The sequence below is a fragment of the Caenispirillum bisanense genome, from assembly GCF_900230255.1.
In the GTDB taxonomy this organism is placed as follows: Bacteria; Pseudomonadota; Alphaproteobacteria; order Rhodospirillales; family Rhodospirillaceae; genus Caenispirillum; species Caenispirillum bisanense_A.
This window is the reverse complement of record NZ_OCNJ01000003.1, coordinates 207638-233199: the sequence shown is the minus strand read 5'-3', so window position 1 is coordinate 233199 and position 25562 is coordinate 207638. Positions and strand designations below refer to the sequence as shown.

Genomic DNA, 25562 nt, shown 5'->3' with positions numbered 1-25562 from the left:
TCTCAAAACCTTGTCATGCGCGGGCTCGACCCGCGCATCCACGGCGTGCACGGTGCCTGCCACGGAAAACGGCGCCCCCGTCGACTGCCGGGGACGCCGTGGGTGGCCGGGCCGCGCCCGGCCACGACACTTTCTCGTTACGAACCAAGCACTTCCCCCGGCTTCTTACGGCAGAACAAGCACTTGCACCGAGACCCGCCCTTACGCCTGCTCCAGTTCCACCAGGGTCCCGTTGAAGTCCTTCGGGTGGAGGAAGAGCACCGGCTTGTCGTGGGCGCCGATCTTCGGCTCGCCGTCGCCGAGGACGCGCATGCCCTCGGCCTTCAGCTTGTCGCGGGCGGCCAGGATGTCCTCCACCTCGTAGCACACGTGGTGGATGCCGCCCGTGGCGTTCTTGTCGAGGAAGCCCTGGATGGGCGACTTCTCGCCCAGCGGGTGGAGCAGCTCGATCTTGGTGTTCGGCAGTTCGATGAACACCACGGTCACGCCGTGCGCCGGCTGCGCCACCGGTTTCGATACCTTCGCGCCCAGCACGTCGCGGTAGGTGGCGATGGCGGCGTCCAGGTCCGGCACCGCGATGGCGACGTGATTCAAGCGTCCGATCATGGTCTACTCCCTCCTCGACCCTCGTTGTCCCAAGTCTACAGCCGCACCAGGTGCACGTCGGTCAGCGGCTTGCGGCGCTGGTCGGCCTGGAACGTCCGACGTAGCGCGATTCGGGCGGCTTCCGCCACCGTCTCGTCCTTGCGGCGGTCGTCGGGGCCGAGGCGGCGGATGGCCGCCTGCACCACGTCGACCAGCACGCTCTCGTCCTCCTCGTCCGGCTCGAACAGGCCGTGGGTGGTGACGAGAGGATCGGCCAGCAGCTTGCCGCGGGCGTCCATGACGATGGTGATGACGGCGGCGCCGTTCTGCACCATGCGCTTGCGGTCGCGCAGGATCTCGCTGTCGATGGGGACGATGCGGTCGCCGTCGAGCACCAGACGCCCCGTCGGCACGTGGCCGATGATTTCCGGCTCGCCCGGGCCGATCTTCACGATGCCGCCGTTCTCGTTCACCACCACCTGCCGCACGCCGCATTCACGGGCGAGCTTCTCGTGCTCGTGCAGGTGACGGCGCTCGCCGTGGACAGGGATGGAGACTTCCGGCCGCAGGTAGCCGTACATCTCGCGCATCTCGTCCTGCGCCGGGTGGCCGGAGACGTGGATGAAGTGGTCCTTGTCGGTGACGATCTCGCACCCGAGCCGCACCAACTGGTTCTGCAGACGGAAGATGGAGCGCTCGTTGCCCGGGATGATGCGCGACGAGAACAGCACTGCGTCGCCCGGCCCGAAGCTGACCGACGGGTGCGACTGCCAGGCGATGCGGTTGAGCGCCGCGCGCGGCTCGCCCTGGCTGCCGGTGCAGATGTAGAGCACACGGTTGTCGGCCAGGTTGGCGGCCTCGTCGGCCTCCAGGAAGCGGGTGTTATGGCTGAGATAGCCGGTCTTGCGCGAGACGTCGACGATGCGCCACAGGCTGCGGCCGACCAGGCAGACCTCGCGGTTGTTGTCGTGCGCCGCGTTGATGATGGTCTTCAAGCGCGCCACGTTGGACGCGAAGCAGGCGACCGCAACCTTGCGGTCGTAGCGGCCGATGAGGGCCGCCAGACTGTCGCGCACCGCGCCCTCGGAGCCGGAATGGCCCTTGGTCATGACGTTGGTGCTGTCGCACACCACGGCGCGCAGGCCTTCGTCGCCGAGGCGCTTCAGGCGCTCGATGTCGGCGTTGGGGCCGACCACCGGCTCGGGATCGAGCTTCCAGTCGCCGGTGTGGAACACCGTGCCGTAGTCGGTGCGGATGACGATGCCGTTGGGCTCGGGGATGGAGTGGGTGAGCGACACGAACTCCAGGTCGAACGGCCCGAGCGTCACCTTGCCGCCGAGCGGCACCACGTTCACCGGCACCTCGCCCAGCAGTTCCTCTTCCTGCAGCTTGGTCTCGAGGAAGGCGGCGGCGAAGGGGGTGGCGTAGACCGGGCACTTGAGCCACGGCCACAGGTAGCCCACGGCACCCAGGTGATCTTCGTGGGCGTGCGTCAGCACGATGCCGAGCAGGTCCTTGGCGCGGTCCTCGATGAAGGCCGGGTCGGGCATGACGACGTCCACGCCGGGGACGCTGTCGTCACCGAAGGAGACGCCCATGTCGACGATGATCCACTTGCCCTCGCACCCATAGAGGTTGAGGTTCATGCCGATCTCGCCCGAGCCGCCGAGCGGCACGAACCACAGTTCGTTGCGCGGCGTGAAGCCGTTGTCGTCGGTTTTGGTCACACTCTTCCCTTAGACGTTTCTGCGGTGAATTTCGAGCAGGCCCCGGAGGGTCAGATCCTGGTCCAGATGGTGGATGACGTCGGTCGCTTCCATGAACAGGGGCGCGAGGCCGCCGGTCGCCACCACCGTCGCGGCGGTGCCGATCTCCTCCGAGATGCGGCGGACGAGCCCCTCGATCAAGCCCACGTACCCCCAGTAGACGCCGGACTGCATGGCCGGCACGGTGGATTTGCCGACGACGCCCTTGGGGCGCCCGACGGCGATGCGCGGCAGTTTCGCCGCCGCCATGTGCAACGCTTCCAGCGACAGATTGATGCCGGGCGCGATGGCGCCGCCCAGGTAGTCGCCGTTCTCGGCCACCACGTCGAAGGTGGTCGCCGTTCCGAAATCGATGACGATGAGCGGCCCCTTGTAGCGGGCATGCGCCGCGACCGCGTTCACCAGCCGGTCGGCGCCCACTTCCTCGGGCCGGTCCAGCAGCACCGCGAGGCCGAGTTTCACCTCCGGCTCGCCCACCACCAGCGGCTCGCAGCCGAAGTAGCGGCGGCACAGGGTCTTCAGGGTGAAGACGTTGGCCGGCACGACGCTGGCGACGATGGCGGCCGAGATGTCGGCCGGCTTCAGCCCCGCCGTGCCGAGGAGCAGCGTCAGCCACACGCCGTATTCGTCGGCGGTACGGTCGGCGGCGGTGGAGGATCGCCACTCGCCCTTCACCTGCTCGCCGTCGAACACGGCGAAGACGATGTTGGTGTTGCCGCAATCGATGGCCAGCAGCATCAGGTGCCTCCGCCGGCCTTGGGGCCGAAGAACACGTCGCCGGCCAGGATGCGGGTCGTGCCGCCGTCGGCCGTGCGCAACAGCAATGCCCCGTCGGTGTCGAGGGCTGCGAAGGTGCCGGTGAGTTCCCGACCGTCGGCCAGTCGGGCCGTGACGGGGCCGCCGACACCGTGGGCGACGGCCAGCCAGCGCTCCCGCACCGGGCCGAAGCCCTCGGTCCGCCAGCGCGCCAGCCAGCCCGCCAGCGCCTCTGCATAGAGGCCGACCACGGCGAGCGGCGTGACGGCAACGCCCGCTTCGGCCAGCGTCGCCACCGGATAGAGCGGCTCGCCAGCGGCCGGCGCCGTCGCCAGATTGACGCCGGTACCGACGATGACGAAGCCGTGTCCCGGCGGCTCGGCCGGCTCGAAGGCGGTTTCCAGCAGGATGCCGGCGAGCTTGCGGCCGTCGAGCAACACGTCGTTGGGCCATTTCAGCGTGAGCGGCAGGCCGGGCGCCAGCGCCGCCAGCGCCTCGTGCAGGGCGATGCCGACGACGAAAGACAACTGGCCGGCCTCGCCCCAGGCTCCGCCGACCCGCACCAGCACCGAGCACGACAGGTTGCCGGCCGGGCTCTGCCACACGCGGCCGCGGCGGCCGCGGCCGGCGGTCTGCACGTCGGCCTGGACGATCAGCCCTTCGTCGACGCCCGGCGCCATGCCCACGGCCCCAGACGCCGCGCCGCCCCTCCCTTCGGAGAGGCGGCGGAGTTCGGCGTTGGTGCTGTCGAGCGTCGCGTGGGCCGCGAGCCGCCAGCCCGGCGGCAGGACGGGGTGTGTCAAGGCGCCCGTCTCCCCTCCCCGTCAGCCGGCGGAGAACAGGGAGGCGGCGGCGGCCTCGGCGGCACCCAGGATCGGCGCCGGGTACAGGATGAACAGGGTGACGAACAGGCCGCACAGGCCGAGGATGGCGCTCGTCGCCTTGGTCGGACGGTCGAAGGCTTCCACCGGCTCGTCGAAGTACATCACCTTGATGATGCGGATGTAGTAGAAGGCCGACACCACGCTGGTGAGCACGCCGATGACCGCGAGCCCGTACATCTCGGCCTGAATGGCGGCCAGGAAGACGTAGAGCTTGCCGAAGAAGCCGGCCAGCGGCGGGATGCCCGCCATGGAGAACATGAAGACGGCGAGCCACAGGGCCATCATCGGATGCGTCTTGGACAGGCCCGCGAGGTCCGAGATGTTCTCGGTGGCGCGGCCCTTGTGGCGCATGGACAGGATGACGGCGAAGGTGCCGACGTTCATGAACAGGTAGATGGCCAGGTAGATGAGCATGCCGCGCACGCCCTCCTGGTCCGCCACGGCCAGACCGATCAGCGCGTAGCCGACGTGGCCGATGGAGGAATAGGCCATCAGACGCTTGATGTTGGTCTGGGTGATCGCCGCGAAGCCGCCGATGAACATGGACAGCACGGCGACGAACCACACCACCTGCTGCCACTGGTCCGCCATGGCCTCGAACGGGCCGAGCAAGACGCGGGCCATCAGGGCCAGGGCCGCGACCTTGGGGGCGATGGCGAAGAAGGCGGTGACCGGCGTCGGCGCACCCTCGTAGACGTCGGGCGTCCACATGTGGAAGGGCGCCGCCGAGATCTTGAACGACAGGCCGGCCAGCATGAACACCAGGCCCACCAGGACGCCGGTGGAGGCGTGGCCGTGGCTCAGGCCCTCGGCGATGCCGATGAAGGTGGTGGTGCCGGCGAAGCCGTAGACGAAGCTCATGCCGAACAGCAGCAGGCCCGAGGCCACCGAGCCGAGCACGAAGTACTTCAGGCCCGCTTCGGTGGAGCGCAGGTTGTCGCGGTTGAAGGCGGCGACCACGTAGGCCGCCAGCGACTGCAGCTCGAGGCCGAGGTAGAGCGACATCAGGTCGTTGGCGCTCACCATCATCAGCATGCCGGTGGTGCCGAACAGCAGGACGATGGCGAATTCGAAGCGGCCGATCTTCTCCGCCTCCAGCCACTGCAGCGCCATGATGAGGATCAGGGCGGCACCGCCCAGGATCAGCACCTTGGAGAAGACGGCGAAGCTGTCGACGATGAAGGCGCCACCGAACACCAGCTGGTCCGGCGCACCGGTCAGCACCAGGACGGCGGCGACCACGAAGGCGATCACGGCGAGCCAACCGACGGAGCGGGTGGTGTCGCCCTTGCTGAACACGCCGAACATGAGCAGAGCCATGCCCGACAGCGCCAGCACGATCTCCGGCAGAACGGCGCTCAGGTTAAGAGCCGAGGTCATTGTCATTGGTCTCCCTCACGTCCTCAGCGGGTGGCCAGCGGCAGGCTGCCGGCGGCCTCGAGGGCCGTCTGGTACTTGGTGATCAGGTTGGTCACCGACACGCTCATGGGCTCGAGGAAGCTGGACGGGTAGATGCCCATCCACAGCACCATGACGATGAGCGGGGCGACGATGGCGATCTCGCGCTTGGACAGGTCGAGCATGGCCTTGACCTCGTCCTTCTCGAGCTTGCCGAACACGACGCTGCGGTACAGCCACAGCATGTACATGGCGCCCAGGATCAGGCCGGTGGCGGCCAGCAGGGCCACCCAGGTGTTCACCTGGAACACGCCGACGATGATCAGGAACTCGCCGACGAAGCCGGCGGTGCCGGGCAGGCCGACCGAGGCCATCATGAACACCATGAACACCAGGGCGTACTTGGGCATGTTGTTTGCCAGACCGCCGTAGCGCGCGATCTCGCGGGTGTGCAGGCGGTCGTAGACGACGCCGACGCAGAGGAACAGCGCGCCCGACACGATGCCGTGCGACAGCATCTGGAAGATGGCGCCTTCCACGGCCTGCTGCGTCATGGCGAAGATGCCGATGGTGACCATGCCCATGTGGGCGACGGACGAGTAGGCGATCATCTTCTTCATGTCGTTCTGCACGAGAGCGACCATGGAGGTGTAGATGATGGCGACCACCGACAGGGTGTAGACCATGGGCGTGAAGGCCTCGGTGGCCTCCGGCAGCATGGGCACCGAGAAGCGCAGGAAGCCGTAGCCGCCCATCTTCAGCAGCACGCCGGCCAGGATGACGGAGCCGGCAGTCGGCGCCTCCACGTGGGCGTCCGGCAGCCAGGTGTGCACCGGCCACATGGGCACCTTCACGGCGAAGGAGGCGAAGATGGCGAGCCACAGCCAGATCTGCATGCCGTAGGCGAACTGCGTCGTCATCAGGGTCGGGATGTCGCTGGTGCCCGCATGGAAGTACATGGTCAGGAAGGCCAGCAGCATCAGCACCGAGCCGAGCAGCGTGTAGAGGAAGAACTTGAACGCGGCGTAGACGCGGCGCGGACCACCCCAGACACCGATGATGATGAACATCGGGATCAGGACCGCTTCGAAGAAGATGTAGAACAGGAAGGCGTCCAGCGCGCAGAACATGCCGATCATCATGGTCTCGAGGACCAGGAAGGCGATCATGTATTCCTTCACGCGCTTGGTGACGGCTTCCCAGCTCGACAGGATGCACAGCGGCGTCAGGAAGGTCGACAGCAGGACGAAGAACAGCGAGATGCCGTCGATGCCCATGCTGTAGGCGATGTTGAAGGCCGGCAGCCACTCCGCCCGCTCGACGAACTGGTAGTCGGCGGTGGAGCTGTCGAAGTTGAACCACAGGAACAGCGACAGCACGAACGTCGCGATGGACGTCAGCAGCGCCACGTTGCGGGCGTTAGAGGCCACCTGGGCCTCGCCGCCGCGCACGAACAGGATGAACCCGGCGCCGACGAGCGGCAGGAACGTGATGATCGTCAGAAGGGGCAGATCGGTCATCGTGGGGTCATCCCTTGATCATGTACCAGGTCACGAAGCCGAACAGGCCCGCGATCATGAAGAAGGCGTAGTGGAAGACGTAACCGGACTGCATCTTCGACAGACGCTGCGCCACGCCCTTGGCCGCGGCGGCGATGCCGTCCGGGCCGACGCCGTCGATCAGGGCACCGTCACCCGACTTCCAGAAGCCGCGGCCGAGGTACCAGGTCGGGCGCACGAAGATCGCGTCGTACAGCTCGTCGAAGTACCACTTGTTCAGCAGGAAGCGGTGGACCGGGGCGAAGGTGCTCGCCAGCGCCTTCGGGATGCCCGGGGCGAACAGGTAGAACACGTAGGCCATGGCGATGCCCGTCAGGCCGACCACGGTCGGTGCCAGCGGCACCCAGCCGGGAACGTGGTGCGCCGCCTCGATGGCGTCGAACCCGCTGCGCGCGATGGCTTCGCCCCAGAAGGCTTCCATGCCGTGGCCGATGAACATGTCGTAGCCGACATAGCCCGCGAACACCGCACCGACAGCCAGCACCATGAGGGGCACGGTCATGACGGCCGGGCTCTCGTGGATGTGGCTCATGACGTACTCGTCGGCGCGCGGCTTGCCGTGGAACACCAGGATCAGCAGGCGCCAGGAGTAGAAGGCGGTCATGAAGGCGGCGGCGATGCCCATCCAGAAGGCGAACTGGCCGACACCGCTGTGGGCGCCGTAGGCGGCCTCCAGGATCATGTCCTTGGAGAAGTAGCCGGCGAAGAACGGCACACCGGCGAGCGCGAGCGACCCGATCCACATCATGGCGTAGGTCAGCTTGATGTGCTTCCAGATGCCGCCCATCTTGCGGATGTCCTGCTCGTCGGACATGGCGTGGATCACCGAGCCGGCGCCGAGGAACAGCAGGGCCTTGAAGAAGGCGTGCGTCATCAGGTGGAAGATGGCGGCCTGGTAGGCCGACACGCCGATGGCGAAGAACATGTAGCCGAGCTGCGAGCAGGTCGAGTAGGCGATGACGCGCTTGATGTCGTTCTGCACGCAACCAACTGTCGCGGCGAAGAAGGCCGTCAGCGCGCCGATGATGGTGACCAGCATGAGCGCGGTCGGCGCCAGCTCGAACAGCGGCGACATGCGGGTGACCATGAACACGCCGGCGGTCACCATGGTCGCCGCGTGGATGAGCGCGGAGACCGGCGTCGGGCCTTCCATGGCGTCCGGCAGCCAGGTGTGCAGGCCGAGCTGGGCCGACTTGCCCATGGCGCCGATGAACAGGAGGATCGCGATGATCGTCAGGGCGTGCCATTCGATGCCGAAGAACACCACGGTAGTCTCGGCGAACTCGGGTGCCCGCTCGAAGATCTCCTGGAAGTTCACGGTGTCGAACAGGAAGAAGACGCCGGCGATGCCGAGGGCGAAGCCGAAGTCACCCACGCGGTTGACCAGGAAGGCCTTCATGGCCGCCGCGTTGGCCGACTGCTTGTGGTACCAGAAGCCGATCAGCAGGTAGGAGGCGACACCCACGCCTTCCCAGCCGAAGAACAGCTGGATGAGGTTGTCCGCCGTCACCAGCATCAGCATGGCGAAGGTGAAGAACGACAGGTAGGCCTGGAAGCGCGGGATCGAGGGGTCGTGGTGCATGTACCCGACCGAGTACAGGTGCACCATGAACGACACCCAGTTCACCACGATGAGCATGACCGCCGTCAGCGTGTCGATGCGCAGGGCCCACTTGGCGTCCATGTCGCCGGAGGCGATCCAGGTGAACAGCTCGACGACCACCAGCTTGTTGTCGCCGAGGGCCACGTCGAAGAAGATGAAGACGCTGAGGATGGCCGCGATGCCGACACCGGAGATGGTGACGATCTGGGCCCCCCGGTCGCCGAGGATGTGGCGGCCGAAACCGGCGACGATCGCGCCGAGAAGCGGCAGGAAGATGGCTGCGACGTACATCGGTGCCCCTTAGCCCTTCATCTGGTTGATGTCTTCGACTTCGATCGAGCCGCGGTTGCGGTAGAACACCACGACGATGGCAAGACCGATGGCGGCTTCCGCCGCGGCCACGGTCAGCACGAACATGGTGAACACCTGGCCAACCAGGTCGCCCAGGAAGGCGGAGAACGAGACGAGGTTGATGTTGACGGCGAGCAGCATCAGCTCGATCGACATCAGGATGATGATGATGTTCTTCCGGTTCAGGAAGATGCCGAAGATGCCGAGCGTGAACAGGATCGCGGCGACCGTCAGGTAATGTCCGAGTCCGACGACCATCAGATGCCCCTCCCCGTCTGAACCTTCTTCACTTCCAGCGTGTCGCCCGGCTGACGCGCGAACTGGCGCGCCACCTTCTGGCGCTTCACACCGGCCACTTCGCGGTGGGTCAGCATGATGGCGCCGATCATCGCGACCAGCAGGATCACGCCCGCCGCCTGGAAGAAGTAGACGTAGTCGGTGTAGATGATCCGTCCGAGCGCTTCCGTGTTGGTCACCCCCGTCGCCGCGTCGAAGGGCATGGCGCGCAGCGCCTGCAGCTCCGGCGTCAGCGCCCAGCCGCCGCCCACCATGACCAGTTCGGCCAGCAGGACGGCGCCGATGGCCAGGCCGATCGGCATGTAGCTCTGGAAGCCTTCGCGGAAGTTCAGCGTGTTCAGGTCGAGCATCATGACCACGAACAGGAACAGCACCGCGACGGCGCCCACGTAGACCACCACCAGCAGCATGGCCAGGAACTCGGCGCCCAGCAGGACGAACAGGCCGGCCGCGTTGAAGAACGCGAGGATCAGCCACAACACCGAGTGGACCGGGTTGCGGGCGAAGATCACCAGCGTGCCGCTGATGACCGCGATGACCGCGAACAGATAGAAGGCAAACGTGGCGATAATCATCGACCCCCCTTCCCGGCGGCTCCGGGAGCCCGCACCTTAACCATGATCGATCCCGTCTCGTCTTTTGTTTCGTGCATCCGCGTCAGGCCGCTCGTGCGACCCGGTTCAGCGGTACGGCGCGTCGAGTTCGATGCGCTTGGCCAGCTCCGGCTCCCAGCGGTCGCCGTTGGCCAGCAGGCGCTCCTTGTCGTAGAGCAGTTCTTCGCGCGTCTCGGTGGCGAACTCGAAGTTCGGTCCCTCGACGATGGCGTCCACCGGGCAGGCCTCCTGGCAGTAGCCGCAGTAGATGCACTTGGTCATGTCGATGTCGTAGCGCGTGGTGCGACGGCTGTCGTCCGCACGCGGTTCGGCCTCGATGGTGATGGCGAGCGCCGGGCAGATGGCCTCGCACAGCTTGCAGGCGATGCAGCGCTCTTCCCCGTTGGGGTAGCGACGCAGCGCATGTTCACCGCGGAAGCGCGGGCTGAGCGGCCCCTTCTCCATCGGGTAGTTGATGGTCACCCGAGGCTTGAACATGTACTTGAACGAGAGCGCCATGCCCTGGAGCATTTCCAGGAGCAGGAAGGCGCGAGCCGTCCGGTCGATGAAACCCATCGCAGTCACACTCCTCGGATCACTTCGGCAGGTTGTCGGTGAACAGCAGGAACCCGGCGGTCAGCACGACCCAGATGCCGGAGAACGGCAGGAACACCTTCCACCCCAGCCGCATGAGCTGGTCGTAGCGGTAGCGCGGGAAGGCGGCGCGGGCCCAGATGAACACGAACAGGCAGAGCGCGATCTTCAGCGCGAACCAGATGATCCCCGGAACCCAGGTGAACGGCGCCACCTCGAACGGGGGCAGCCAGCCGCCCAGGAACAGGATGGTCACCATCCCGCTCATGAGGATCATGTTGGCGTATTCGCCCAGGAAGAACAGGGCGAAGGTCATGGCCGAGTATTCGACGTTGTAGCCGCTGACCAGCTCGGCTTCGGCCTCGGGGAGGTCGAACGGGTGGCGGTTGGTTTCCGCCAGGGCCGAGATGAAGAACAGCACGAACATCGGGAAGTGCGGCAGGAAGTACCACATGCCCTCGCGCTGCGCCTCGACGATCACCGAGAGGTTCAGCGACCCGGCCGACAGCAGCACCGAGATGATGATGAGGCCGATGGAGACCTCGTAGGACACCATCTGGGCGCTGGAGCGCATGCCGCCGAGGAAGGCGTATTTCGAGTTGGACGCCCAGCCGGCCATGATGATGCCGTAAACGCCCAGCGACGAGATGGCGAAGAGGTACAGCACGCCGACGTTGATGTCGGCGAGCACCCAGCCCTCGTCGAAGGGAATGACGGCCCACCCGATCAGCGCCAGGATGAAGGTCAGCATCGGCGCCAGGACGAACACGGCGCGGCTGGCGCCGGTCGGGATCACCGTTTCCTTCAGGAACAGCTTGGCGCCGTCGGCCAGCGGCTGCAGCAGGCCCCACGGGCCCACCACGTTGGGGCCGCGGCGCAGCTGCATGGCGCCGATGACCTTGCGCTCGGCGTAGGTCAGGTACGCCACGGCCAGAAGCAGCGGCAGGACGATGGCGACGATCTGCAGAATGATGATCGCGCCCGGCCAGATGTAGCCTTCCCAAACCTCAGTCATGGGTCCCCGTCTTCTTCTGGTCGTTGCCGTTGATGTACACGTCCGTGCACTCAGCCATGGTCCTGGAGGCCCGGCTGATGGCGTCGGTCATGTAGAAGTTCTCGATGGGCAGCGCGAAGGCCTTGGAGGTGTTCATCACCCCGTCGATGCCGAACGCCCGCCATTCCGCCGGCACCACCCGGTCGACCGCGCCGAACACCGGGTTGGCGGCGGTCAGGCGGTCGCGCAGCTGCGCCAGCGAGTTGTACGGCAGGGTCTTGCCGACCACGTCGGAGAAGGCGCGCAGGATGGTCCAGTCCTCGCGGGCCTCGCCCGGCGGGAACACGGCCAGGCGCCCGCGCTGCACGCGGCCCTCGGTGTTGACCCAGGTGGCGTTCTTCTCGGTATAGGCGGCACCCGGCAGGATGACGTCGGCGCGGTGGGCGCCGCGGTCGCCGTGGTGGCCCTGGTAGACCACGAAGGCCTTGCCGAGGCGCTCGCCGGCGATCTCGTCGGCGCCGAGCAGCCACACCACGTCGATCTCGCCCTTGGCGGCACCTTCGACGATGGCGCGGGTGTCACGGCCGCCCTCGCCCGGCACGAAGCCGAGATCCAGGCCGCCGACGCGCGAGGCCGCGGTGTGCAGCACGTTGAAGCCGTTCCAGCCGTCAGCCACCATGCCGGTCGCCTGGGCGATCTTCCAGCAGGCGCCGAGCACCACGTCGCCGTCGTCGCGCATCAGGGCGCCCGAGCCGACGATGATCATGGGCCGCTTGGCGTCCTTCAGCACGGCGGCGAACGGATGGCTGCCGTCCACCACCTCCTGCAGGGTCTGCGGGTTGGTGCCGAGGTGCTCGTAGCCGTAGGTCAGGTCCACCGCCTGGCCGACCAGCGCCACCTTGAAGCCGCCGGCGAGCCAGCGCTTGCGGATGCGGGCGTTGAGCACCGCCGCTTCCCAACGCGGGTTGGCCCCGACGATGAGCAGCGCGTCGGCCTCTTCGATGCCGGCGATGGTGGAGTTGAACAGGTAGCTGGCGCGGATGGCCGGATCGACCTTCATGCCGTCCTGGCGGCAATCCAGGTTGGTGCTGCCGAAGGCCGTCATCAGGTCCTTCAGCGCCATCATGGATTCGCAATCGGCGAGGTCGCCGGCGATGGCGGCCATGCGGCTGCCGGGCACGCCCTGGATGCGGTCGGCGATGGCCTTGAAGGCCTCGTTCCAGGTGGCCGGCTTCAGCTTGCCGTCGGCGCCGCGCACGTAGGGGGTGTCGAGGCGGCGGTAGAGCAGGCCGTCGACCGCCTGACGCGTCTTGTCGGAGATCCACTCCTCGTTGACGTCGTCGTTCACCCGCGGCAGCACGCGCATGACCTGGGGGCCGCGCGAGTCGATGCGGATGTTGGAGCCGACGGCGTCGAACACGTCGATGCTCTCGGTCTTCTTCAGCTCCCACGGGCGGGCGTGGAAGGAGTACGGCTTGTTGGTCAGCGCGCCGACCGGGCAGAGGTCGACGATGTTGCCCGACAGCTCGGAGTGCAGGGCATGCTCGACGTAGTTGGTGACTTCCATGTGCTCGCCGCGGCCGGTGGCGCCGAGTTCCGGCACACCCGCCACTTCCGTCGCGAAGCGGATGCAGCGCGTGCAGTGGATGCAGCGCGTCATCTCGGTCTTCACCAGCGGGCCGAGGTACTTGTCGGTCACGGCGCGCTTCGCCTCGGCATAGCGGCTCTTGTCCGCACCGAAGGCGATGGCCTGGTCCTGCAGGTCGCACTCGCCGCCCTGGTCGCAGATGGGGCAGTCGAGCGGGTGGTTGATGAGCAGGAATTCCATCACGCCCTTGCGCGCCTTCAGCGCCATGGGGCTGTTGGTCTTCACCGTCATCCCCTCGGCCACCGGCATGGCGCAGGAGGCCGCCGGCTTCGGCGGACCCGGCTGCACCTCGACCAGGCACATGCGGCAGTTGCCGGCGATGCTCAGGCGCTCATGGTAGCAGAATCGCGGGATCTCGATCCCCAGTCGCTCGGCGGCCTGGAGGATCGTGGTACCCGGCTCGACCTCGATCTCGATCCCGTCGATCGTCAGCTTAGGCATGGAAGCTCACGTCCCCTCAATCAGGCCGCGGCGCCGGCGGCGGCGCGGTTGCGTTCCAGGATGCGGGCCTCCATCACCGGACGGAACCGGCGGATGAGACCCTGAACCGGCCACGCGGCCGCATCACCCAGGGCGCAAATGGTGTGTCCTTCGATCTGCTTGGTCACGTCGAAGAGCATGTCGATTTCCTCGACGCTCGCCTCGCCGCGGGCCATGCGCTCCATCACGCGCCACAGCCAGCCGGTGCCTTCGCGGCACGGCGTGCACTGGCCGCAGCTTTCGTGCATGTAGAAGCGCGACAGGCGGGCGATGACCTTGATGAGGTCCGTCGACTTGTCCATGACCATGACGGCGGCGGTGCCGAGGCCCGAGCCCACTTCGCGCAAGCTGTCGAAGTCCATGAGCACGGTGTCGGAGACCGCCTTGTCGAGTACCGGCACCGACGAGCCGCCGGGGATGACGGCGAGCAGGTTGTCCCAGCCGCCGCGCACGCCGCCTGCATGCTTCTCGATGAGCTCCTTCAGGGGGATGCCCATCTCTTCTTCCACGTTGCACGGCTTGTTCACGTGGCCGGAGATGCAGAACACCTTGGTGCCGGAGTTCTTCGGGCGGCCGAGGCCGGCGAACCACGCGCCGCCGCGCCGCAGGATGGTCGGCACCACCGCGATGGACTCGACGTTGTTCACGGTGGTCGGGCAGCCGTAGAGGCCGACGCCGGCCGGGAACGGCGGCTTCAGGCGCGGCTGGCCCTTCTTGCCTTCGAGCGAGTTGATGAGCGCCGTTTCCTCGCCGCAGATGTAGGCGCCGGCGCCGCGGTGCACGTAGCACTCGAAGTCCCAGCCGGTGCCGCAGGCGTTGGGGCCGATCAGGCCGGCCTCACGCGCTTCGGCGATGGCGTGCTCAAGGTTCAGGGCTTCCTGCACGAACTCGCCGCGGATGTAGATGTAGCAGGCGTGCGCGCCCATGGCGTAGGAGGCGATCAGGCAGCCTTCGATCAGCTTGTGCGGATCGTGGCGCATGAGGTCGCGGTCCTTGCAGGTGCCCGGCTCGCCCTCGTCGGCGTTGACCACGAGGTAGTGCGGCCGCTCGCCCACTTCCTTCGGCATGAACGACCACTTGAGGCCAGTCGGGAAGCCGGCGCCGCCGCGGCCGCGCAGGCCCGAGTCCTGCACTTCCTTGATGATGGCGTCGCGGCCCTTCTCGATCAGGGCCTTGGTGCCGTCCCAGTCGCCGCGCGCGCGCGCGCCGGCAAGCCGCCAGTCGTGGAAACCATAGAGGTTGGTGAAGATACGGTCCTGGTCGCGCAGCATCAGCCTTCTCCCACGGGCTTGGAGCCGAGGGTGGTCAGGGTGGTCGGACCACCGGCCGGCTCGGAGGCATGCCGCCCGTTCTGGGGACCGGGCTTCGGCGCCTCGCCGCGCTTCAGCGCGTCGATGATCGCCTTCATGCTGTCCTTGTCGAGGTCTTCGTAATAGTGGTCGCCGATCTGGATCATCGGCGCGTTCACGCAGGCGCCCAGGCACTCGGCCTCGGCCAGCGAGAACTGGCCGTCCTTGGTGGTCTCGCCCACCCCGATGCCCAGGTGCTCGCTGCACGCCGACACGATGGCGTCGGAGCCGCGCAGCATGCAGGCGACGTTGGTGCACACCTCGATGTGGTGCTTACCGACCGGCGCCAGCTTGTACATGGTGTAGAAGGTCGCCACCTCGTACACCCGCATGGGCGGGATCTCGAGCATGTCGGCGATGTGGTCCATCGCCGCCTTGCTCACCCAGCCTTCCTGGCGCTGCGCCAGATCGAGCAGCGGCAGGGTGGCCGAGCGCTGACGGCCCGCCGGATACTTGGCGATGATGACCTTGGCCTGCGCCAGGTACTCGTCCGTGAAGGCGAAGGTCGCGGGCTGTTCGAAATCCTGGTGGGCTGCAGCACTCATCGATCGATCTCACCGAACACGACGTCAATGGAGCCGATGATCGCGGGGATATCGGCCAGCATGTGACCCTTGGACATCATGTCCATGGCCTGCAGGTGCACGAAGCCGGGGGAGCGGATGTAGCAGCGGTAGGGACGGTTGGTGCCGTCGGCCACCAGGTACACCGCGAACTCGCCCTTGGGCGCTTCGGTGGCGAAGTAGGTCTCGCCGGCCGGGACGTGGAAGCCCTCGGTGAACAGCTTGAAGTGATGGATGAGCGATTCCATGGACCGCTTCATCTCGGGCCGCTTGGGCGGCGTCACCTTGTTGTTCTGCACGCGCACCGGGCCCGGCTTCATCTTGTCCAGGCACTGCTCGATGATGTTCAGCGACTGGCGCATCTCTTCCACGCGGACGAGGTAGCGGTCGTAGCAGTCGCCGATCTTGCCGACGGGCACGTCGAACTCGATGCGGTCGTAGGCGTCGTAGGGCTGCGAGCGGCGCAGGTCCCACGCGAAGCCCGACGCGCGCAGGTTCGGACCGGTGAAGCCCCAGTCGAGCGCCTGCGCCTGCGTCACCACGCCGATGTCGACGGTGCGCTGCTTGAAGATGCGGTTGCCCGTGATCATGGTCTCCATGTCACGGATGTAGTCGCGGAACTCGCTCACCCAGGCGCGGATCTCGCTTTCCAGGCCTTCGGGCAGGTCCCAGGCGACGCCGCCGGGGCGGAAGTAGTTGGCGTGCATACGAGCGCCGGAGGCGGCGTCGTAGAACTCCATGATCTTCTCGCGCTGCTCGAAGCCCCACAGCATCGGCGTCATCGCGCCGACGTCCATGGCGTAGGAGGTCACGTTCAGGATGTGGTTGGAGATGCGCGTCAGTTCCGCATAGAGGGTGCGGATGTACTGCGCCCGCTCCGGCGCCTCGACGCCGAGCAGCTTCTCCACCGCGAGCACCCAGGAGTGCTCCATGTTCATCGGCGAGCAGTAGTCCAGGCGATCGAAGTACGGACCGGCCTGCAGGTAGGTCTTGTACTCGATCAGCTTCTCGGTGCCGCGGTGCAGCAGGCCGATGTGCGGATCGGCGCGTTCCACCAGCTCGCCCGACAGCTCCAGCACCAGACGCAGCACGCCGTGGGCGGCCGGGTGCTGCGGGCCGAAGTTGATGGCCGTGGAGGAGTTCAGCGTCAGGTTCTTGATCTCGGCTTCGGCCATCTCAGCTCTTCCCCTTCTCGCCGAGCTGCACCTGGCCCGGCTGGGTGGCCTTCTCGTCACCCGGCAGGCCATAGGGATGCGTCACGCCTTCCCACGGCGACAGGAAGTCCCACGAGCGGAACTCCTGCACCAGCTTCACGGGCTCGTAGACCACGCGCTTCTGCTCGTCGTCGTAGCGCATCTCGACGTAGCCGGTGAGCGGGAAGTCCTTGCGCAGCGGGTGCCCCTCGAAGCCGTAGTCGGTAAGGATGCGGCGCAGGTCGGGGTTGTCGGCGAAGATGACGCCGTACATGTCCCACACCTCGCGCTCGAACCAGCCGGCCGACGAGAACACCGGCACCACGCTCGGCACCGCCGTCATTTCGTCGGTGGTCAGCTTCACGCGGATGCGCAGGTTGTGCTTCATGCTCAGCAGCATGTAGACCACCTCGAAGCGCTCCTCGCGCTGCGGGTAGTCGGCGCCGCAGATGGCGACCAGCTGCTTGAACAGGCAGTTGCTGTCGTCGCGCAGGAAGCTCAGCACCTTGGTGATGGCGGTGCGCGGCACGGAGACGCTGAGCTCGCCCTTGGCGAGTTCGGTCTTCAGCACGTCCTGCGGAAACTGGGCGGCGACGTAATCGCCGAGGTCCCGCAGCGCCTGGATCTGTTCGTCCGTCTGGATCATGTCCTCGCCGGTCCCTCGTTCAGCGCAGCAGCGAGCCGGTGCGCTGGATCTTCTTCTGCAGCTGCAGGATGCCGTAGACGAGCGCCTCGGCCGTCGGCGGGCAGCCGGGCACGTAGACGTCGACCGGCACGATGCGGTCGCAGCCGCGCACCACCGAATAGCTGTAGTGATAGTAGCCGCCGCCGTTGGCGCAGCTGCCCATGGAGATCACCCAGCGTGGCTCGGCCATCTGGTCGTAGACCTTGCGCAGCGCCGGCGCCATCTTGTTGCACAGCGTGCCGGCGACGATCATCACGTCCGACTGGCGCGGGCTGGGGCGCGGCACGACGCCGAAGCGGTCGAGGTCGTAGCGCGGCATGTAGGCGTGAATCATTTCCACCGCACAGCAGGCCAGGCCGAAGGTCATCGGCCACAGGCTGCCCGTGCGGGCCCAGTTCACCAGCGAATCGACGCTCGAGAGGATGAAGCCCTTCTCCGTCAGTTCCTGCTGCACGCCCTTGATCAGCGCGTCCTGATCGGCGCCGGGCGGAATGCCCGCGCCGGGCGGGCCGGCGAAGCCGGGGCCGCTGGTATTGCTCACTCCCATTCGAGAGCTCCCTTACGCCACTCGTAGATGAAGCCGATGGTCAGCACGCCGAGGAACACCATCATCGACCAGAAGGCGAACTGGCCGACGTCGCCCAGGGTGATGGCCCAGGGGAACAGGAAGGCGATTTCCAGGTCGAAGATGATGAACAGGATCGCCACCAGGTAATAGCGGACCTCGAACCGGCTGCGCGCGTCCTCGAAGGCCTCGAAGCCACACTCGTAGGCCGAGTCCTTTTCGACGTCGGGGCGCTGGCGGGCGACCACGTAGGACGCACCGACCGCAATGGCCGAAATGACGACAGCGATCCCGATGAAGATCAGGATCGGCAGATATTCCCGGAGCAGATCCTCCATGGCGTTCGCTCCTGCGCTCCCAACTTTGTCGGCGGCTGGTACTCGGCGGGCTTCGTGCGGCGTGATGATCCGAACCCGGGCGACGCATCCGAAAAGGTGGGAGGTGCGTCGGGTCGGTCACGGAGAGACCGATACGTCCTGCGGGGCTTCGCACCCCGTACCGGAATCGGGAACGCCGCTGCTTGGCTGGCCGCGTAACGCCTCCGTGCCTTGTTCAGACCGGCCGCGGCTCGCCCACCGACACGCATACATAGGTATCGGACGAACGAAGTCCAGAGCCACCCGACCGGGTGGACCCCCCGCGGAATGCGGTGATCTAATCCGCGGCCCTTATGCAAGTCAAGAGAACAAGCCCGTTGACAACGAACTTTCTGCACTGCCGAAATCGTCCCGTTTTCACCGGCAGCGAGCGCCGGTCGGGGTAAGCCCTCAGGCCGACCCGACGGGCCCGCCGCCACCTCCACCGGACGGCGCCGCGACCCCGCGCCGCCGTCCGCTCCAGCGGACCCAGAGGCCCCGCCCGATGCCAGCCCGCACCGTCACCCGCACCGTCCCCTACCCGCCCGAACGGCTGTTCGACCTGGTGGCCGACGTCGAGCACTACCCGCTGTTCGTGCCCAACTGGGCGGCAGCGCGCATCATCCGCCACATCCCGGGCGGTTACCAGACCGACCAGATCGTGCGCTTCGGCCCGCTGCGCGAGGAATTCGTCACCGAGACGCACCTCGAGAAGCCGCATGCCATCACCGTTACGGCGGTGAAGGGGCCCTTCGATCACCTGCAGATTCTCTGGAGTTTCACCGCCGTGCCGGACGGGGCGTGCCATATTGCGCTGACCGTCGACGTGGAGTTGCGGTCGCGGGCGTTGCAGGTGGCCAGCCGCATCATGGCCGGCGACAGCGCCGAGCGCATGGTGCACGCCTTCGAGGAACGCGCCCGCCACGTCTACGGCCCGCCGGACACGGCCGCCGCCGCCGCCGCCCGCGCCGCCGACGCGGGCCACGTGGACCCCGGGGCGTGACCGCATGCCGACGACGAGGGAAAGAGAGACCGCCGCCTTGACCGACCGCTACGCCCCCACCGCCTATGCCGCCGACCGCGCCGCCGACCTGATGGACGCTCCGCGCCGCACCGGCGCCGCGGCACCCGCGGAGCCGCCGCGTGACGCCGAGGCCGCGGTGCCCGAGTACCTGCGCGACACCTACACCTGGGCCTACCTGAGCCGCTTCGGCACGCGCTTCTTCGACAAGCCCCTGGTGGTTTCGACGATCCTGTGGGGCAACGCCCGCCGCCTCATCCGCAGTGTCGCAGCCGAGATGAAGCCGGGCTGGCGGGTGCTGCAGCCGGCCTGCGTCTACGGCGACTTCTCGCTGCGGGTCGCCGACGCGGTGGGGCCGGACGGGCGCCTCGACGTCTGCGACATCGCCCCCATCCAGGTCGCACTCACCCGCCGCAAGCTGGCCGGCGTGCGCCAGGCCAGCGTGCGGCGCGAGGACGCCGCGGCGCCCGGCAAGGGCCCCTACGACGCCGTCGCCTGCTTCTTCCTGCTGCACGAGGTGCCGGAGGAATACAAGCGCGCCATCGTCGACAACATGCTCGCCGCGGTGCACGACGGCGGCACGGTGGTGTTCGTCGACTACCACCGGCCGGTCGGCTGGCATCCGCTGAAGCCGATCATGTCGGTGGTGTTCGACCGCCTGGAGCCCTTCGCCAAGGCCTTGTGGGCAAACGAGATCCGCGACTACGCCTCGGCGCCCGACGCCTTCACGTGGGAGAAGACGACCTACTTCGGGGGCCTCTACCAGAAGGTGGTGGCGCGCCGCCTCGGCTGACCGCGAGGTACCCGAGCGTTCCGCTCATATACAAGAGAATCAACGCGTTACGGCTTGTTTGCGTAGAATCTAATATTAGGATTTGCTATGATCCAGGGTGGCGCCGGCAGGCAGCCGGCCGCCCACGCCCATGAACCGGGGGACTGGATCATGCTCACGCGACGTCTCGCGCTGATGCTCGCCGTCCTCGCCTGGAGCAGCACCGCCGCCGTCGCCGAGGAGGTCGCCCAGGCGCCCTCGGCCACCACGGCGCCGTCCGCCCAGGCGACCGCGACGACCACGGCCGATCACAGCAAATTCAAGGAACTGGCGGGCCCCTTTGCGACGGGGCCGGAGGTCACGAAGGCCTGCCTGCAGTGCCACACCGAGGCCGCCCACCAGATCCAGCAGACCACCCACTGGACCTGGGCCTTCCGCCACCCGACGACCGGCCAGGAGTTGGGAAAGCGCAACGTCGTCAACAACTTCTGCGTCGCCACGGCGACCAACTGGCCGCGCTGCACCAGCTGCCACGTCGGCTACGGCTGGAAGGACGACACCGGCTTCGACTTCGCGGCGCAGCAGAACGTCGACTGCGTCGTCTGCCACGACACCACCGGCACCTACAAGAAGTTCCCGACCGGCGCCGGCCACCCGACCTACGAGCCCAAGGAATTTCCGCCGGGCTCCGGCAAGGTGTGGCAGCCGCCCGACTTGGCCAAGATCGCGCAGACCGTCGGTCCGACCAGCCGCCAGACCTGCGGCGCCTGCCACTTCTACGGCGGCGGCGGCGATGCGGTGAAGCACGGCGACCTCGACAGCACCATGGCCATGCCGAGCCGCGCGCTCGACGTCCACATGGCGCCCGACGGGCTGAACTTCCAGTGCAGCACCTGCCACACCACGGGCAGCCATCAGGTCACCGGCAGCCGCTACGTCACCAAGGCGGTGGACCGCGTCGGCATCGACGTGCCCGGCCACACCGACGACACCCGCGCCACCTGCGAATCCTGTCACGGCATGGTGCCGCACGAGGACGCCAAGGTGAACGACCACACCGACGTGGTCGCCTGCCCCACCTGTCACGTGCCCGAATTCGCCCGCGGCGGCAAGAAGACCAAGATGTGGTGGGACTGGTCGACGGCGGGCAAGCTGAACGACGCTGGCAAGCCCTTCACGGTCGGCGACGGCGCCGGCAACCACACCTACGACAGCGCCAAGGGCGACTTCGTGTGGGAGGCGAACGTCGTGCCGGAATACCGCTGGTTCGACGGCGAGATCCGCTACACCCTGCTCGGCGACACCATCGACCCGACGGGCGTGGTGCCCATCAACACCCTCGGCGGCGGCCCGGGCGACCCCGACTCGCGCATCTGGCCGTTCAAGATCATGCGCGGCCGCCAGCCCTATGACGCCGGCACCAACATCCTCGCCGTGCCGCACCTGTTCGGCAAGGACGAGAACGCCTTCTGGGGCGCCGGCCGCTACGACTGGAACAAGGCCATCGCCGTCGGCATGCAGGCCCGCGACGTGACCTACAGCGGCAGCTACGGCTTCGTCGAGACGGAATACGCCTGGCCCATCACCCACATGGTGGCGCCCAAGGACGAGGCGCTGGCCTGCGAGTCGTGCCATTCCGAGAACGGCCGTCTCGCCACCCTCGGCGGGTTCTACATGCCGGGCGCCGGCCACCACGGCTGGCTCGGGACCGTCGGCTGGAGCTTCGCCGGCCTGACCCTGCTCGGCATCCTCGTCCACGCCCTGCTGCGCGTCCTCGGCGCGCGGCGCCAGCGCTAGGAGGCGGCATCATGGACCGCACGACGCATTCCGACAGCCCGCGGGACGAAGTGATGTTCACCCGCTTCGAGCGCCTGTGGCACTGGACCCAGGCGGTGATCATCCTGGCCCTCGGCCTGACCGGGTTCGAGGTCTTCGGCTCCTGCCGGGTGGTGGGCTACGAAACGGCCGTCGGCCTGCACCAGGTGCTCGCCTGGACGCTGCTCGGCCTGTGGGTGCTGGCGCTGTTCTGGCACCTGGTGACCGGCGAGTGGCGGCAGTACGTGCCGACGCTCGCCAGCATGGGGGCGGTGCTGCGCTACTACACCGCCGGCATCTTCGACCCGCGCATCGCCCACCCCTACCGCCCGACCCGCGCAGCCAAGCACAACCCGCTGCAGCGCCTCGCCTATGGCGGCTTCCTGGTGGTCATCATGCCGGCGCTGTGGATCAGCGGCCTGCTCTACATGGCTTACAATCAGTGGGACGCCTGGGGCCTCGGCTTCCTGAGCCTGGGCACCGTCGCCCTGGTGCACGCCGCCGCCGCCTTCGCGCTGGTGCTGTTCTTCGTCGGCCACGTCTACATGGCCTTCACCGGCCGGCCGGCGACCGCCTACCTGAAGGCCATGATCACCGGCCGCGCCGCCCACCACGACGACCCGGCGCCGCCGCATCCGGCCGCGTAGACGCCACCCGACCCACCCCTTCGGGCGGGGTCGCTGTCGCCGGGCAGCGGCCCCGTCGTCGTTTCGATGCCCATGAAATTTCTATGATTTGCCCCCATCGACTCGTGATCGTCCTTCAAGACGGCTGGAACTTTGTTATGGTGGGGCAACCGTACGGGGCATTCCAACGGAGGTGTGTGCATGGACGTGATCAAGACCGACGTCGCGATCATCGGAGCCGGCGGGGCGGGCCTGCGGGCCGCCATCGCGGTCGCGGAGAGTGATCCGGGGCTCGACGTCGCGCTGGTGAGCAAGGTCCTGCCCATGCGCAGCCACACCGTGGCGGCGGAGGGCGGCGCGGCCGCCGTCATCAAGGAAAACGACAGCCTCGACAACCACTTCCACGACACCGTCTCGGGCGGCGACTGGCTGTGCGACCAGGACATCGTGGAGCTGTTCGTCAAGGCCGCCCCGCACGAGATGTACCAGCTGGAGCATTGGGGCTGCCCGTTCTCGCGCGATGCCGACGGCCGCATCGCCGTGCGCCCGTTCGGCGGCATGAAGGTGGAACGCACCTGCTACGCGGCGGACAAGACCGGCTTCCACCTGCTGCACACCCTGTTCCAGACCTCCATGAAGTACCCGCAGGTGAAGCGCTACGACGAGTTCTTCTCGGTCGACCTCATCGTCGACGAGGGGCGCGTGCGCGGCCTGCTGGCCATCGAGATCCGCACCGGGCGCATGGTGGCCTTCGTCGCCAAGGCGGTCATCGTCTGCACCGGCGGCGCCGGGCGCGTCTTCCCCTTCACCACCAACGGCGCCATCAAGACCGGCGACGGCATGGCCATGGCCTACCGCGCCGGCGTGCCGCTGAAGGACATGGAATTCGTCCAGTACCACCCGACCGGCCTGCCCGGCACCGGCATCCTGCTGACGGAAGGCTGCCGCGGCGAAGGCGGCATCCTGACCAACAAGGACGGCTACCGCTACCTGCAGGACTACGGCCTCGGCCCCGCCGACCCCTGGCCGCGCAAGAAGGCCATGGAACTGGGTCCGCGCGACCGCCTCAGCCAGGCCTTCTGGCACGAGCAGCAGAAGGGCCGCACGGTGAAAGGTCCCTACGGCGACGTCGTCTACCTCGACATGCGCCACCTGGGGGAAAAGAAGATCAACGAGCGGCTGCCTTTCGTGCGCATGCTCGCCACCAACTACGTCGGCGTCGACCCGGTGAAGGACCCGGTGCCGGTGCGCCCGGTGGTCCACTACACCATGGGCGGCATCGACTGCGACATGGACACGAAGACCGCCCTGCCCGGCCTGTTCACCGCCGGCGAGGCGTCGTGCCTGTCCATCAACGGCGCCAACCGGCTCGGCTCCAACTCGCTGACCGAGCTGCTGGTGTTCGGCCGCCGCGCCGGCGAGTTCGCCGCCCGCCATGTGCGCGACGAGGCCGGCAAGGGCGCGACCGAAACCAGCATCGCCCACCTCGCCGACGGCCTCGCCGGCCGCGTCACCGGCCTGCTGGAGGAGCGCCACGGCACCGAGAGCATCGCCGGCCTGCGCAAGGAAATGACCTCCACCATGGAGGACGGCTGCGGCATCTACCGCACCGAAGGCACCCTGCTGGAAACCGTCGGCAAGCTGGCCGGCCTGCGCGAGCGTTACAAGCGCGTCCACGTCACCGACAAGAGCAAGGTCTTCAACACCGAGCTGCTGCACGCCATCGAGCTCGGCAACATGCTGGAGATCGCCCAGGCCATGGCCCACGCCGCCCTCGACCGCAAGGAGAGCCGCGGCGCCCACCAGCGCCTGGATCACCCGAAGCGCGACGACGGCACCTACCTGAAGCACTCGCTGGCCATCCGTGGCGAGGGCGGCGCGCCGCCCGCCATCGACTACCGCGACGTGGTCATCACCAAGTCCCAGCCGGCCGAGCGCGTCTACGGCGGAGAGGCGAAATGAGCGAACGGACCATCGAATTCGAGGTGCTGCGCTACCGCCCCGGCACCGACCCCGAGCCCACCTTCCAGACCTACCGTGTCGCCTGCCAGGACGACTGGGTGGTGCTGGATGCGCTGAACCACATCAAGGACACCATCGACGGCACGCTGAGCTACCGCTGGAGCTGCCACATGGCCGTCTGCGGGTCGTGCGGCATGCAGGTCAACGGCGAGCCCAAGCTGGCCTGCAAGGCCTTCGTGCGCGACTACGGCGGGCGCATCCGCGTCGAGCCGCTGGCGACCTTCCCCATCGAGCGCGACCTGATCGTCGACATGGACGACTTCCTCGACAAGCTGCAGTCGGTGAAGCCGTGGATCGTGCGCGAGGACGACGCCAAGGTCACCGAGGGCGAGGGTGAATACCGCCAGAAGCCGGCGGAACTGACGCGCTACCGCCAGTTCAGCATGTGCATCAACTGCATGCTCTGCTACTCCGCCTGCCCGCAGTACGCCCTGAACACCGACTTCATCGGCCCGGCCGCGCTGGCGCTGGCGCATCGCTACAACCTCGATGGCCGCGACCAGGGCAACGAGGAACGCAAGGACGTGGTGGCGAGCCACGCCGGCGTGTGGGACTGCACCTTCGTCGGCCAGTGTTCCGCCGTCTGCCCCAAGGACGTCGACCCGGCGGCCGCCATCCAGCAGGGCAAGATCGCCGCGACCACCGACTTCTTCCTCGGCATGCTCATGCCCAAGAAGGGAGACAAGTGACCATGCAGCCGACCCCGCGCAAGCCCTTCTCCCGTCCGTGGCACAACGACTGGTGGCTGCACAAGCGCACCTACGCCCTCTACATGATCCGCGAGCTGACCTGCATCGCGCTGGCGCTCTACGCCGCCGTGGTCATCTACGGGCTCGGCCGCCTGGCCGAGGGGCCGGAGGCGTGGACCGCCTTCGTCGCCGCCCTGCGCGGCCCGGGCTTCGTCACCTTCCATCTGGTCGCCCTGGTGCTCATGGTCTACCACACGGTCACGTGGTTCCAGCTGACGCCCAAGGCCATGCCGGTGATGCGTGGCGACGACTTCCTGCCCGGCCACTACATCGTCGGCGCCCACTTCGCCGCCTGGGCGGTGGTGTCGCTGGTCGTTCTCGTCATCGCGGGGGTGTGA

General features: G+C 67.4%; 25 protein-coding genes. 7 read left to right on the top strand and 18 right to left on the bottom strand.

The window, feature by feature from the left end; translation table 11 throughout:
- Positions 1-201 precede the first annotated feature (201 nt).
- The 18 genes from mce to CRP50_RS08235 form a co-directional block, all read right to left on the bottom strand.
- Positions 202-606, bottom strand: coding sequence for a methylmalonyl-CoA epimerase (gene mce / locus CRP50_RS08320; protein WP_097278558.1), 405 nt, complete (start codon positions 604-606; stop codon positions 202-204).
- 35 nt (positions 607-641) lie between these two features.
- Positions 642-2312, bottom strand: coding sequence for a ribonuclease J (locus tag CRP50_RS08315; RefSeq protein ID WP_097278556.1), 1671 nt, complete (start codon positions 2310-2312; stop codon positions 642-644).
- Between the two features lie 9 nt (positions 2313-2321).
- Complete coding sequence (locus CRP50_RS08310; RefSeq protein ID WP_097278555.1) at positions 2322-3089, bottom strand: type III pantothenate kinase; 768 nt, start codon at positions 3087-3089, stop codon at positions 2322-2324.
- Positions 3089-3910 (bottom strand): biotin--[acetyl-CoA-carboxylase] ligase, encoded by an 822-nt coding sequence (locus CRP50_RS08305; protein WP_245913410.1) that lies wholly within the window; start codon positions 3908-3910, stop codon positions 3089-3091. Before CRP50_RS08305 ends, CRP50_RS08310 begins: the two co-directional genes overlap by 1 nt.
- A gap of 21 nt (positions 3911-3931) precedes the next feature.
- Positions 3932-5377 carry an NADH-quinone oxidoreductase subunit NuoN gene (nuoN, locus tag CRP50_RS08300; protein ID WP_176525083.1) on the bottom strand — a complete coding sequence of 482 codons (1446 nt, stop codon included), beginning with the start codon at positions 5375-5377 and terminating at the stop codon, positions 3932-3934.
- Between the two features lie 17 nt (positions 5378-5394).
- Entirely contained in the window at positions 5395-6909 is a 1515-nt protein-coding gene (locus CRP50_RS08295) for an NADH-quinone oxidoreductase subunit M (RefSeq protein ID WP_097278553.1), read from the bottom strand.
- A gap of 7 nt (positions 6910-6916) precedes the next feature.
- Positions 6917-8842, bottom strand: a complete 1926-nt coding sequence (gene nuoL, locus CRP50_RS08290) for an NADH-quinone oxidoreductase subunit L (RefSeq protein ID WP_097278551.1) — start codon at positions 8840-8842, stop codon at positions 6917-6919.
- Positions 8843-8851: 9 nt separating this feature from the next.
- The gene (nuoK, locus tag CRP50_RS08285) at positions 8852-9160 is read right to left on the bottom strand and encodes an NADH-quinone oxidoreductase subunit NuoK (protein WP_097278550.1); all 309 of its coding nucleotides are present in this window, start codon (positions 9158-9160) and stop codon (positions 8852-8854) included.
- Positions 9160-9774 carry an NADH-quinone oxidoreductase subunit J gene (locus CRP50_RS08280; RefSeq protein WP_097278548.1) on the bottom strand — a complete coding sequence of 205 codons (615 nt, stop codon included), beginning with the start codon at positions 9772-9774 and terminating at the stop codon, positions 9160-9162. Before CRP50_RS08280 ends, nuoK begins: the two co-directional genes overlap by 1 nt.
- Before the next feature lie 105 nt (positions 9775-9879).
- On the bottom strand, positions 9880-10368 hold the full coding sequence (gene nuoI, locus CRP50_RS08275) for an NADH-quinone oxidoreductase subunit NuoI (protein ID WP_097278547.1): 489 nt from the start codon (positions 10366-10368) through the stop codon (positions 9880-9882).
- Between the two features lie 19 nt (positions 10369-10387).
- Positions 10388-11401, bottom strand: a complete 1014-nt coding sequence (gene nuoH / locus CRP50_RS08270) for an NADH-quinone oxidoreductase subunit NuoH (RefSeq protein ID WP_097278546.1) — start codon at positions 11399-11401, stop codon at positions 10388-10390.
- Entirely contained in the window at positions 11394-13469 is a 2076-nt protein-coding gene (gene nuoG, locus CRP50_RS08265) for an NADH-quinone oxidoreductase subunit NuoG (protein WP_097278545.1), read from the bottom strand. Before nuoG ends, nuoH begins: the two co-directional genes overlap by 8 nt.
- A 20-nt stretch (positions 13470-13489) precedes the next feature.
- Positions 13490-14779: an NADH-quinone oxidoreductase subunit NuoF gene (nuoF, locus tag CRP50_RS08260; RefSeq protein ID WP_097278544.1), complete on the bottom strand. Its 1290-nt coding sequence runs from the start codon at positions 14777-14779 to the stop codon at positions 13490-13492.
- Positions 14779-15402, bottom strand: a complete 624-nt coding sequence (gene nuoE / locus CRP50_RS08255; RefSeq protein ID WP_097278542.1) for an NADH-quinone oxidoreductase subunit NuoE — start codon at positions 15400-15402, stop codon at positions 14779-14781. Before nuoE ends, nuoF begins: the two co-directional genes overlap by 1 nt.
- A complete protein-coding gene (locus CRP50_RS08250; RefSeq protein WP_097278541.1) occupies positions 15399-16595 on the bottom strand; it encodes an NADH-quinone oxidoreductase subunit D in 1197 nt (398 codons plus the stop codon). Before CRP50_RS08250 ends, nuoE begins: the two co-directional genes overlap by 4 nt.
- Before the next feature lies 1 nt (position 16596).
- Positions 16597-17259, bottom strand: a complete 663-nt coding sequence (locus CRP50_RS08245; RefSeq protein WP_097278539.1) for an NADH-quinone oxidoreductase subunit C — start codon at positions 17257-17259, stop codon at positions 16597-16599.
- A 19-nt stretch (positions 17260-17278) separates the two neighbouring features.
- Positions 17279-17845 (bottom strand): NuoB/complex I 20 kDa subunit family protein, encoded by a 567-nt coding sequence (locus CRP50_RS08240; RefSeq protein ID WP_097278538.1) that lies wholly within the window; start codon positions 17843-17845, stop codon positions 17279-17281.
- The gene (locus CRP50_RS08235; protein ID WP_097278537.1) at positions 17836-18201 is read right to left on the bottom strand and encodes an NADH-quinone oxidoreductase subunit A; all 366 of its coding nucleotides are present in this window, start codon (positions 18199-18201) and stop codon (positions 17836-17838) included. The genes CRP50_RS08240 and CRP50_RS08235 overlap by 10 nt, the downstream gene beginning before the upstream one ends.
- 523 nt (positions 18202-18724) lie before the next feature.
- Here CRP50_RS08235 and CRP50_RS25525 point away from each other — a divergent pair.
- From CRP50_RS25525 to CRP50_RS08200, 7 genes are all read left to right on the top strand, one after another.
- Positions 18725-19222, top strand: coding sequence for a type II toxin-antitoxin system RatA family toxin (locus CRP50_RS25525; protein WP_176525082.1), 498 nt, complete (start codon positions 18725-18727; stop codon positions 19220-19222).
- 37 nt (positions 19223-19259) lie between these two features.
- Complete coding sequence (gene rquA / locus CRP50_RS08225) at positions 19260-20033, top strand: rhodoquinone biosynthesis methyltransferase RquA (RefSeq protein ID WP_245913409.1); 774 nt, start codon at positions 19260-19262, stop codon at positions 20031-20033.
- Between the two features lie 150 nt (positions 20034-20183).
- The gene (locus CRP50_RS08220; protein WP_097278956.1) at positions 20184-21809 is read left to right on the top strand and encodes a tetrathionate reductase family octaheme c-type cytochrome; all 1626 of its coding nucleotides are present in this window, start codon (positions 20184-20186) and stop codon (positions 21807-21809) included.
- An 11-nt stretch (positions 21810-21820) separates the two neighbouring features.
- Positions 21821-22474, top strand: a complete 654-nt coding sequence (locus CRP50_RS08215) for a cytochrome b/b6 domain-containing protein (RefSeq protein ID WP_097278535.1) — start codon at positions 21821-21823, stop codon at positions 22472-22474.
- Positions 22475-22654: 180 nt separating this feature from the next.
- Complete coding sequence (gene frdA / locus CRP50_RS08210) at positions 22655-24415, top strand: fumarate reductase (quinol) flavoprotein subunit (protein WP_097278534.1); 1761 nt, start codon at positions 22655-22657, stop codon at positions 24413-24415.
- On the top strand, positions 24412-25164 hold the full coding sequence (locus CRP50_RS08205) for a succinate dehydrogenase/fumarate reductase iron-sulfur subunit (RefSeq protein WP_097278533.1): 753 nt from the start codon (positions 24412-24414) through the stop codon (positions 25162-25164). The genes frdA and CRP50_RS08205 overlap by 4 nt, the downstream gene beginning before the upstream one ends.
- Positions 25165-25166: 2 nt before the next feature.
- Positions 25167-25562 (top strand): fumarate reductase subunit C, encoded by a 396-nt coding sequence (locus tag CRP50_RS08200; protein ID WP_097278532.1) that lies wholly within the window; start codon positions 25167-25169, stop codon positions 25560-25562.